Origin of the sequence: Nonomuraea rubra (assembly GCF_014207985.1) — a bacterium.
Taxonomy (GTDB): Bacteria; Actinomycetota; Actinomycetes; order Streptosporangiales; family Streptosporangiaceae; genus Nonomuraea; species Nonomuraea rubra.
Genome location: NZ_JACHMI010000001.1, coordinates 9,244,705 through 9,256,114, shown reverse-complemented (window position 1 = coordinate 9,256,114; position 11,410 = coordinate 9,244,705). Strand labels below are relative to the sequence as shown.

Below are 11,410 nucleotides of genomic sequence, written 5' to 3'. Positions count from 1 at the left end.
GCTCACTCCCCGGCGAGCGCGTCCAGGTCGCGCAGGTTGTAGGCGACGGCCTCGGCGACCCGTTCGAACGGCAGGTCCAGCGCGGCGGGCAGGGTGCTCGCCCAGAACGCGACGAGCTGGTCGGCCCGGTTGCGGGCGCCGGACGGCAGCTTCGGCATCATGATCTCCAGCAGCCCGAGCTGGTCGGCGGCCATGCCGGTGACCTGCTGGTAGAGCGGGTGGGGGACGCTGAGCGTGCCCGCCAGGCCCTTCGGCAGGGCGTCCATGAGCTGCTCGCTCACCAGGCCGCGGAACTCCTCGTCGCCGCCGATCACCCACTGCTCGTAGGCCCGCAGGATGCTCGGCCACGAGGACGCCTTGCCGTAGCCGGTCAGCGGCAGCGTCATCGAGCCGCCCTCGACGTCGATCCTGATCCGCGACGGCGAGTGCGGCTCGCCCTCGACCACGCTGACCTGCCCGTTCCAGAGCAGGCAGAGCAGCCGGTGCAGGATGCGGACCCGGTGCTCCTCGGTGGTGGCCAGGTAGCCGAAGTCGTAGCCGAGCCGCTGGCGCCACTTCAGGTGGTCCTGCGCCTGCTCGTGCTGCAGGGCTCCGGCCCAGCTGTGCAGCACCTCGCGCAGCTCGCGCACCTGGGTGACGCTCATCGAGGTACGCACCTGCACGATCGTCACCGAGTCGGCGTCGATGTTGCGGAAGTCGGGCACGCCCGGCAGGTCGATCCGCTCCTTCAGGAACCGTTCGAGCTCGGGGTCCTTGGCCGGAGCCGGGTAGGAGACGAGCACCTTCAGGTCGCCGCTGCCGTCGGGGGTGAAGCCGCCCGGCACCAGGTCGGCCAGCTTGAGCTGGAACTGCCGCACGTGCGGGTCGTCGCCGCCGCCCTTCGCGGCCTGGGCGAGGATGTCGGCCAGGGACGGCAGCAGTGGCTGCTCGCCCAGCACGGCGGCCTCGTCGCGGTCCTTGAAGAGCTTCTTGACCTCCAGCTTGAGCCGCTCCCGCACCCAGGCCAGCGCGTCGGCGGGCTTGCCGGTGCGCCAGGCCACGTCGTAGGCGTGCCGCCAGCCGTCCGGCCCGATCAGCGCGTTGACCACGCCGGCCTCGCCGTCGGTCGGCCGCAGGAGCTGACGGGCCACGTACACGTCCACGAAGCGGCGCACGACCGCGTCGTAGAAGGACTCGGCGCCCGCCGGTGGCAGCAGGTGGTAGACGCCGACGCGGGTCTCGTACAGCTCGCCCGCGCGGCGCGCGAACCGCTCGGGGTCGGCGTCGGCGTGCTCGGCGAACACCTCGGTGAAGTCGCGCACCTCGCGGATGAGCTGCTTGCGCAGCGGCTCCCAGCGCGGCATCTGGTCGGCCCAGGCCCGGTGCCAGAGCGCCTGGCTGCGCCACAGGTACCAGGCGTCCTGGTCGTGCAGCGACGCCTGCACCTCGGGGTCGCTCCACTGCACCTTGCGCAGCAGCCGGTCGCGCATCGGCCGCGGCTGCGGCGGCGCCTCCGTCATGTTCTCGTACGGCTTGCGCGGCTGCGCCCTGCGCTGGTCGAGCAGCCCGGCGAAGCCGAGCTTGTCGGCCTCGTGCACGTCGCCGGGCAGGCCCGTCACCACCCGCCGCAGCCGGAACGGATCGACGTGGCCGAGCCCCTCCATCGCGCCGCGCCGCACGTCCATGTCCTTGGCCATGGCCGGGACGGCGCGGCTGAGCTGCCGCTCCAGCGAGGCCAGATTGTCCTCCATCGCGCGCAGCCGGTTGGCCAGCGACTTCTGGATCTCGGTCGCGCCGGTCGCGGTGCGCGCCTCGGGCAGCGGCAGCGGCTCGCGGGTGTTGAGCGGCTCCAGGTTGGTGGTGGTGAACAGGCGCCGGATCTCGTCCACGTTGCTCTCGGCGGCGCCCGGCGGCACGGCTTCGAGCTGCGCCACCGCGCGGGCCAGCAGCCGCGAGCTGACCAGGTCGGCCAGCTCCTCGACCGGCACGGTCATCGAGGAGACGAACGCCGTGGACACGCCCCGGTTGCCGATCCCGGAGGCGGCGGGCACCTCGCGCTCCACGGCCCGGTTGATGAAGTCGTCGGCGAAGGAGGACTCGCCGCGGTCCTCCATGCCGCCGTTGGCCTCGCCCGCGGTGGTCGGCCGGGTGCCGGCCAGCGACACGATCAGCGAGGCGATCGAGCGGTGCAGGTCGTCGCGCTCGACGCCGGGCGGCATGGTGAACAGGAACGCGGTCTGCACCGTGCCGGTGGCCAGGCGCACCTCGCCCCTGCCCGGGTAGCGCACGCCCAGCTCGCCGACGATGCCCTGCTCGTCCACCTGCGTGCCCGCGTGCGGCGCGTTCTGGTCGTCGACGAGCCGGAACAGGTCGAGCAGGCTCGCCCCGGCGTTCAGCCGCGCCCGGCGCCCGCCGCCCTTGCCCTCGACGAACGCCGACGGCATGACGACCAGCGGGTGGATCCTGGCCCTGATGTGGTTGCGGGCGAAGGCGTCGCCGATCAGGTGCAGGTAGTCGTAGAAGATGCCGCTGCCGGTGCCGCCCGCCACCGAGAAGGCCACGAACACGTCGCAGGTGCGCCGCAGCCGGCCGCCCAGCGCGGCCAGCTCGCTGCCGGAGTTGCTGATCGCGCCGATGGCGTCCTCGATGCCCTGCACGACAGGCCCGGTGCCGTGGCGCATGCGCTCGAACAGCGCCGCCCTGGCCACCGTCGGGAGCTGCCCGGCGCCCCGCATCAGCGGTGCGACCAGCGGCTCCTGCTCGCGGGGCGGCAGCCAGTCCTTGACGTGGTCGCCCAGCGTGGCCCGCAGGCTCCGGGCCACCTCCGGGTAGGAGTCGAACTTGGGCACCACGTCGTGGATCAGGTGCGCGGTCCGGCCCGCCGCCGGCAGCTCCCGCTCGGTCGGCACCACCCGGCGGCGGGTACGGTTCAGCTCGTCCTCGTTGAGGTCCACGTAGACGAACTGCAGGCAGGAAGGCAGCTCGTAGGGCTGGTAGTTCTGCCAGCTGAAGTTCCTGATCAGATCCATGCCGTCGGGACCGCACAGCTCGTCTCGCAGCCAGCGCTCCAGCTCCACCCCGACCCGGCAGCCGGTGCCGCCGAGCCCCACGAACATCATCGGATCGAAGATCCTCATGCATCCCTCACAACAGGTCGTCGCCTGGCATCGGTCGGTCGGTCCTGCTCCGGTAGGGCTCGGCCGAGCCGTAGGCGGGCTGCTCGGCGCCGCCGCCCCTGGCCCGGCCGTCGTCCACGCCGAGGTACATGCCGTTCGGCAGGGCGATCGGCCGGCCCGGGATGAGCGGGTCCAGCTCCCGCCCCGACGGGTCGCGGACCAGCACGGTACGGCCCTGCCCCCGGCGTACGGCGTAGCCGGTCCCGTAGGTACGCACCAGCCGCCCGTCGCTCACCTCGAACATGAACTCCGGCCCCTCGCCCAGCGGCGCCTGGAGCCGGCTGATGTACGGCTCGCCCGGCCGGTCGAACAGGTGCAGGGTCAGCTCGCTCGGATCGGCCGCCCGCCGCCGCGCCCGCCTCCTGGCCAGCAGGAACGGCAGCGCCACCGCGAGGATCACGAGGAGGATCAGCAGGGCCTGCAACGCCCGCTGCCACAGCGGCGTCGGCGGCCGCACGTCCACGTCCACGAACTCCTCGGCCACGACCTGCCCGGCCAGGTCGAGCACCTGGACCACGCCGCTCACCGTGCCCTCGCCGGCGTCGGCGCCGACGCGCAGCTCGAAGCCCTGCTCGGAGCTGCCCGTGGGCGCCTGGAGCTGCTGGGCGGACAGGCTCACGGTGCCGGGGACGTCCACGAGCCGCAGGCCGAGCTGGACGGGTTCGGCGTCGTTGGTGACGCGGACGGTGCCCGCGAGCGTGCCGCCCGGCTCGACGGTGGCGGAGCCGAGCTCCACCTGGGCGCGCAGCCGGTCGGCCGGCCCGGCGATGCGGGTCTCGTACGGCCGCTCGTCACCGGCCACGCCGGGCCCGGTCACCCTGCCGACGAACGACAGCGCGCCGGTGGCCGTGGCCGGGATGACGATCTGGCCGGAGTACTCGCCGTCGCCCTGTCCCCGGTCGGCCCCCTCGCCGGTGTCGCCCAGCTCGACCGGGACCTCCTGGAAGCCCTCGCCGGACATCCGCGCGCTGAACCGCAGGCCCTCCAGCGCCGCCGGGTCGGTGATCGTGCCCGTCCTGGTCTGCAGGCGCAGCCGCACGTTCACCTGCTCGCCGGGGCGCGGCCGGGGGTTGCTCAGCGAGATCGAGGCCCGCAGCGCGCCCTGCCAGACGACGGTCGCGCTGACCTCCTGGCGGCTCACGCCGGGCGGCGACTTGAGCTGGATACGCCACTGGCCCGGCAGCGGGTTGCGGATGCGCAGCGACTCCACCGGGCCGGCCTCGCCCGCGGCCTGGAAGGTGGACTCCTTCAGCTCGCCCTGCTTGGGCACCTGCGTGCCCTCGGGGTCGAAGTAGGTGGCCTGGATGCGCTTGTCGCGCTTGACCACCACGATCGAGCCGTCGGTGGCGATGATCGGGATGTTGACGTGCAGGTCGATGGTGGCGCCCGCGTCGAGCGAGTCGGTCACGGACTCCTCGATGCCGGCGCACCTGGCGTAGGCGAACGCCTCCAGCAGCGAGCGCTCCACGTCGGCCGAGGTGGCCACGACGCGGGCCCTCGGGGTGGTGGTCCGCTGGTCGCCGCAGGGCTGGACCCAGCCGCCGGCCGCGAAGTCGTCGAGCGCGGACTTGTCGGCGGCGCCGAAGCCGAGCGGCCAGATCTGCACCCGGCCCCGCTTGGCGTCGTCGAGGCTGCGGGTGATCTGCGCCTGGGCGTTGGCGTTGCGGGCCTGGGCGTCGGCGCCGTACTGGGGGCTGTTGCGCACGTCGAGCACGCCGTCGGTCAGCAGGAACACGATCTTCGCGCGCTGCTGGTCGTCGGGCTGGTCCATGATGGCCAGCGCCTGCTCCAGGGCGGCGGCGTGGTCGGTGTCGTTGCCCTCCTCCGCGGCACGCAGGCGCAGCTTCTCCACGCACCGGCCCAGCGACTCGCGGTCCTGAGCGGTCTGCACCCCGGTCAGCGGGCACACGATGTCGACCGCGGACTGGCCCGGCCCGTTGGAGCTGCCGAAGCCCACCACGGCCACCTGCGACTGCGGCGAGAGCTCGCTGAGCGCGATGAGCTGGGCGGCGGCCCGCTCGCGGGTGACGTCCTGGTCCTTGAGGCTGCCCGACTCGTCGACCAGGATGACGACGCGGACGGGCTTGACGTCGGAAGGTGGTGCGGCGTGCGCGGCCGTCGGGGAGAACGCCCCGGCAGTGGTCACGGCAGCGGTCACGGTCAGCGCGAAAAGAAACCTGAGGGATGAAGTGACGCGCACATTTCCTCGCAGTTGCCGTTTTTCTTATCCGCAGAACGGAGAGAAGCCCCGAGAAGTTTCAGCCCCATTTCCGGTCACGACGTCTGTCGGATTGTGCATGTCCGTAATCGCCGGTGTCTACCCCGCATACAGGGATTCTATGGGGAAGGTCACGAGCGTGGGACTGCTGAGTCAAGAGTTCAGTAAATACGGGTTTATGCGCATTTATCCGTCAAAAACGGCATCCGCCCCGGTTTTGGGCCGGGGCGGAGGGAAACGACCATCCGGCTAGAAGTCGGTGGCGGAGAGCCGGCCGTAGACGATCATGAGTACGGCCACCAGCGACGTCCACCCCGTCTGGTGCGCCGCGCCCAGCCCCGCGCCGTTGTCGCCGTGGAAGTACTCGTGGAACTGGATCAGGTCCCGCCAGTGCGGGTCCTCCTGGAAGACGCGCTGCCCGCCGTACACCGGACGCCGCCCGTCCCGGCCGCGCAGGAACGTGCGCACGAGCCGGTCGGAGATCTCCCTGCTCACCTCGAACAGCGTCATCCGGTTGCCGGAGCCCGTCGGGCACTCCACGGTGAAGTCGTCGCCGTAGAAGGCGTACAGGTGCAGCAGCGCCCGGATGAGCAGCACGTTGACCGGGAACCACACCGGCCCCCGCCAGTTGGAGTTGCCGCCGAACATCCGGCTGTCGGACTCGGCCGGCTGGTACGCCACCTTGTACTCGCGGCCGGCCACGTGGAACGTGTACGGGTGCTCGGCGTGGTGCCGCGACAACGACCGGATCCCGTACGGGCCGAGGAACTCGTTCTCGTCGAGCATGCGCGCCAGCAGCCGCCGCAGCTTCCGCTCGTCCAGCAGGGACAACATCCGGCGGCCCGCCACGCCCGGCCGGTCGGCCGCCGACATGCCCGCGGCCAGGTCGGGATGCCGGTCCGCGAACGCCCTGACCCGGTTGAACAGCCGGGCCTGCGACTCATCGGCGCGCGGCGTGAAGACCGTGGTCGCGCAGAGCGGCAGCAGCCCCACCAGGGAGCGCGCCCTGAGCCGGGTGGCGTCGCCGCCGGGCAGCCGCAGCACGTCGTAGAAGAAGCCGTCCGCCTCGTCCCACATCTCCTCCTTCAGGTCGCCGACCCGGTCGGTGGCGGCGGAGATGCGCAGGAAGGCCATCGCGAAGCGCACGGCCAGATCCTCGTACGCGGGCGCCCGGTCCGACAGCTCGGCGGCCATCTGCAGCATCGTCTGCGCGTAGAACGCCATCCACGCCGTGCCGTCGGCCTGGTCGAGCGTGCCGCCGGTCGGCAGCTCGGCGCTGCGGTCGAAGACGCCGATGTTGTCCAGGCCGAGGAAGCCGCCCTGGAACACGTTGCGCCCCTCCGGGTCCTTGCGGTTGACCCACCAGGTGAAGTTCACCAGCAGCTTCTGGAAGACCCGCTCGACGAAGTCCAGGTCGCTCCGGCCGTCGAGCCGCCTGTCCAGGCTGTTGACGAAGCGCGCCGCCCACGCCTGCACCGGCGGATTGACGTCGCCGAACGCCCACTCGTACGCGGGCACCTGGCCGCCCGCGTGCAGGTACCGGTCGCCCAGCAGCACCTCGATCTGGTGCTTGGCCAGGTCGAGGTCCACCACGGACAGCGCGACCGCGTGGAAGGCCAGGTCCCAGGCGGCGAACCAGGGATACTCCCACTTGTCCGGCATGAGCAGCACGTCGTCGGCGGTCAGGTCGAACCAGCCGTGGTTGCGCTGCCCGGTGCGGGTCCACGGGTCGGCGCCGTGCTCGGCCAGCCAGGTCTCGACGTCGAAGTGGTAGTACTGCTTGCTCCACAGCAGGCCCGACAGCGCCTGCCGGAGCACCATCGCCTCGTCCCGCCCGAGGTCCGCCGGGGTGAGCTCGGCGTAGAACGCGTCCGCCTCCGCCCTGCGCCGGCGCAGCACCTCGTCGAAGCCCGATCCGAGCGGGTCCGGGCCCGCCTCGCCCGCGGCCAGCCGGACGCGTACGGTCACCTCGCCGCCCGCCGGCACGGTCAGCACGTGATGCACGGCGGCCTTGGTGCCCGCCCGCTCCGGGTTCACCGCCCCGCTCTCCCCGCCCACGACGTGGCGGCCGATGCCGTCCTTGACGTACGGGGAGGCGTTCGGGCCGCCGGACAGCCGCTCGTGGTTCGTCTCGTTCTCGGTGAACAGCAGCGGCGCGTCCGCCGCGCAGTACAGCCGGTACGTCCCCAGCCCGGGATGCTCGGCCAGGATCACCCCCGGCTCCGCGGCCCGCAGCGTTGGCTTGGCCGTTCCGGCCCCCCACGACCAGGTGTTGCGGAACCACAGCGTCGGCAGCACGTGCAGGGTGGCCGCCTCGGGGCCCCGGTTCGCCACGGTGACGAGCATGAGCAGGTCGTCGGGGGCGGCCTTGGCGTACTCGGCGAACACGTCGAAGTACCGGCCGCCCTCGAAGACGCCCGTGTCGAGCAGCTCGTACTCGAAGGCGTGCGCGTCCCTGGCCGCGTTCGTGGTGACCAGGTCGTCGTAGGGGAAGGGGGCCTGCGGGTACTTGTACAGGTACCGCATGTAAGCGTGGGTGGGCGTGCTGTCGAGGTAGAAGTAGTACTCCTTGACGTCCTCGCCGTGGTTGCCCTCGCCGTTCGTGAGCCCGAACGGCCGCTCCTTCAGTATCGGGTCCTTGCCGTTCCACAGCGCCATCGACAGGCAGAGCCGCTGCTTGTCGTCGCTGACGCCGCCGAGCCCGTCCTCGCCCGACCGGTAGGCGCGGGAGCGGGCGTGGTCGTGCGGGAAGTGGTTCCACGCGTCGCCCGCCGCGCTGTAGTCCTCGCGGACCGTGCCCCACTGCCGCTCGCTCAGGTACGGCCCCCATCGGCGCCACGGGGCGTCAGGGGCGGCCGACTGCGCCAGTCGTTCTCGTTCGGCATCCATGGGCGCAGCATCCTCCGAAGCCCGCCCCCTGGCTCCTCCCCGGGAAGTGAGGTTCGTCAGCCGCGTCCAGCCGGCGGTACAGCCTGCCTTCCGGTGGCCGTGAGCGCGGGAGGCCGGCCGCGCTCACGGCCCGGGGATGGTCAGACGGAGATGCGGCCCGCACCGGCGCCCGCCGTCACGATCGACTTGACGCTGGAGGCGCTGTCGAGCGAGTACGAGTACGGGATCGACCGGACGCTGCCGCCGCTCTGGCCGCTGCCGGAGTTGACGAAGTGGTTGTTGCGGGCCACCAGGCTGCCGGCGGGGGAGCTGCCCTCACCCAGGTGGAACGGATCGTCGGTGTTCTCGAAGTAGTTGCCCTCGACGAGCACGCCGGCCTCCTGGGTGGAGGCGACGCCGTAGCTGCCGACGTTGCCGTAGTAGTTGTTGAAGACGTGCACCGGGTTGCCGAAGCGGACGCGCGGGTGGCGCTGGTTGGTGCCGTCGAACCAGTTGTGGTGGTACGTCACCCGCAGGCGGCCCCGGTCCTCGGCGCCGTTGCTGTCGCTGTGGCCCAGCAGCATGGTCTTGTCGTGGTCGAAGAACCGGTTCCAGGACACCGTGATGTAGTCGCTGGACCGCTTGATGTCCAGGGCGCCGTCGCCGCCGTTGCTGAAGGAGTTGTGGTCGATGTAGACGCGGGTCGAGTACTGGACGTTGATGCCGTCGTCGCCCCAGTTCCTGAAGTTGAGGTTGCGGATGATGACGTTCGACGCCTGCGAGACGTTGAAGCCGCACCCGGAGATGGTCGCGCCCGAGTTGCCGATGACGGTCTTGTTCGAGGCCACGCGGAGCATGCCGGAGCAGGAGATGGTGCCGGAGACCCTGATCACGGCGGCGGAGCCGGACGACAGCGCGCTCGACAGCGCGGACGCCGAGGAGACGGTCGTGGCGGGCACGCTGCCGCCGCCGGTGGTCCCGCCGCCCTGCGTGGCCCAGCCGACCAGCGGGGTGTCGGCCGCGGCCGGTGCCGAGGCCGCCGCCGTCAGCCCGGCGGCCGCGGCGGCCAGGCTGGTGAGGAGGGTGAGGACACGTCGTGATGTGCTCATGAGATGCGCTCCTACCTACTGCGGGTTGTCTGTAGGTGCTGTCTGTGCCTGCCGTTCACGTATGTGAACGCCAGGCATGTGAGTGAACGACAGTGAATCTAGGAAAGCGCTTTCCGGTCGTCAATCAAGCGCCGGAGATCCTTTCGGCGCATCCGGCGTCGTGGCCGGTCAGGGCATTACAACCGGGGTTGACGATGGTGAAACTTTCAGGTCGGACGGCACCAGCCGCCGGTTGCGCACCAGCCAGACGGCCCGCTCCAGGTCGGGCGTCTGGTAGCGGTCGTCGCCGAGCGGCGCGACGTACCGCCTGAGCTCCGCCCGCAGGCGCCCCGTGATGGTGCCCAGCGGCAGGCCCGCCATCCGCCCGGAGATGAGGTCGATGCCCTGGGCCGCCATCAGGTACTGGACGGCCAGGACGATCTCCAGCCGGTCGAGGTTCTCGTGCAGGTGGCGGGCCGAGGCCATGGCCATCGTGTTGTGGTCCTCCTGCCCGTCCTTGACCGGGCGCGACAGGGTGCCCGCCGGGGTGGCCCTGGCCTGCATCTCGGGGATCAGCGCGGCGGCCACCGTCTGCACCTGCACCAGGCCGGAGTTCAGGCCGACGGGCGGGCCGGCCAGGTTCGCCGGCAGGCCGTAGCTCCACCTGGGGGACAGCAGCCGGCCCGACAGCTCCTGCGACAGCACGCCGACGTCGGTGATCTCCGCGTTCAGGGTGTCGGCCAGGTGTCCCATGACGGAGCCGTCCCAGTTGCCGCCCATCACGAACTCGTACCCCTGTCCCCGCTCACGCCTGAAGACCAGCGGGTTGGAGGTGGAGGAGTTGGCCTCCCGCGTCAGCGTGCGGCGGGCGTCGGCGAGCGTGTGCCGCAGGCCGGCCAGGATGTGCGGCGCCGCCCGTACCGACACCGCGTCCTGGACGCGCGGCTCGGGGCTGAGGCGGCGACGGCCCTCGTCCGTCATCCAGCGCGAGCCCGCCACCATCGCGCGCAGCCGCGCGGCGACCGCGCTCTCCTCGGGGATGTGCCGTTCGGCATGGGTACGGGCGTCCAGCGAGCTCCGCTCGGCCCTGGTCGCCTCCATGAACAGGGCGAACGCCCCCTCCGCCTGGTCGGCCAGCGCGGCGGCGCGGTGCACGGCGTGCGCCAGCGTGGCGGCCAGCACGGTGCTGCCGCTGACGATCGGCAGCGCCTCCCCGGCCTGGAGGGTGAAGTCCCTGGCCAGCCCGGCCCGGGGCAGCAGCTCGGAGGCGGGGCCCTCCTGGCCGCGGAACCGTACCGGCGCGTCCTCGCCGATCGCCGCGAGGCCGGCCGCGGCCTGGGGTTGCAGGTCTCCGGTGCCCAGGGAGCCGATCTGCGGCATCCGCGGCACGACGCCGGCGTTCACCAGGTCCAGCAGCCGCTGCGGCACCTCGGGGCGGACGCCGGAGCGGCCCCTGGCGAGCTGGTTCGCCTTGAGGATCAGGGCCAGCCTGACCACGTCGTCGGGCAGCGGGGCGCCGACGCCCGCGGCGTGGGAGCGCAGGATGTTGCGCTGGAACCGTTCCTGCTGCCCGGGCGTGAGCGGGCGGTCCTTGAGCGGCCCGAGCGCCTGGTTCCAGCCGTACACCCGCTGCCCTTCCAGGGCGGCCAGCGCGCCCGCGCGGGCCCTGGCCATGGTGGCGCGGGCGGCCGGGGCGAGGGAGGCGGAGACGGGACGGCCGTCGAGGATCGCGAACGCGTCCCGCAGCGAGAACGAGGCGCCGTCCAGCACCAGGCTCAGCGGGCGAGGCGCCGGAGCCGGAGCCGGAGCCGGTGCCGGCGCGGCCGCGGGGGCGGGCCCGGCGACCGCCTGCCCGGGCACGCACAGGGCGGCGACCAGGACGAGGACGGTGGCGATGCGTCGGGTCATGGCGGCTCCCTCGGGGGACATCGGTGCCGTTACGTTCTAGCGGGGCACCGGCGTCCGCGGAGGACGACCCGGCCCCGGAGGGAGGAGTGCTGACCCGATCTCGACCCTTTCCATGACAACTTCCTGGGAATGCTCCCCTCGAGGGAGGACGGAGGGCGATCGGCCCGATACGG

The 11,410-nt window shown here is 72.1% G+C and carries 5 protein-coding genes; all 5 read right to left on the bottom strand.

Translation table 11 applies throughout. The features are described from left to right. Window positions 1-2 precede the first annotated feature (2 nt). The 5 genes from HD593_RS42225 to HD593_RS42205 all read right to left on the bottom strand — a co-directional run bounded on the left by HD593_RS42225 (window position 3) and on the right by HD593_RS42205 (window position 11,237). Window positions 3-3,116, bottom strand: coding sequence for a tubulin-like doman-containing protein (locus HD593_RS42225; protein WP_185108093.1), 3,114 nt, complete (start codon window positions 3,114-3,116; stop codon window positions 3-5). A 7-nt stretch (window positions 3,117-3,123) separates the two neighbouring features. Continuing rightward, complete coding sequence (locus HD593_RS42220; protein ID WP_185108091.1) at window positions 3,124-5,301, bottom strand: vWA domain-containing protein; 2,178 nt, start codon at window positions 5,299-5,301, stop codon at window positions 3,124-3,126. Between the two features lie 321 nt (window positions 5,302-5,622). Beyond that, window positions 5,623-8,262, bottom strand: coding sequence for an MGH1-like glycoside hydrolase domain-containing protein (locus HD593_RS42215; protein WP_185108089.1), 2,640 nt, complete (start codon window positions 8,260-8,262; stop codon window positions 5,623-5,625). 140 nt (window positions 8,263-8,402) lie between these two features. Beyond that, complete coding sequence (locus HD593_RS42210; protein WP_185108087.1) at window positions 8,403-9,350, bottom strand: pectate lyase family protein; 948 nt, start codon at window positions 9,348-9,350, stop codon at window positions 8,403-8,405. Window positions 9,351-9,518: 168 nt separating this feature from the next. Beyond that, window positions 9,519-11,237, bottom strand: coding sequence for an HAL/PAL/TAL family ammonia-lyase (locus HD593_RS42205; protein ID WP_185108085.1), 1,719 nt, complete (start codon window positions 11,235-11,237; stop codon window positions 9,519-9,521). Between the last annotated feature and the right edge of the window lie 173 nt (window positions 11,238-11,410).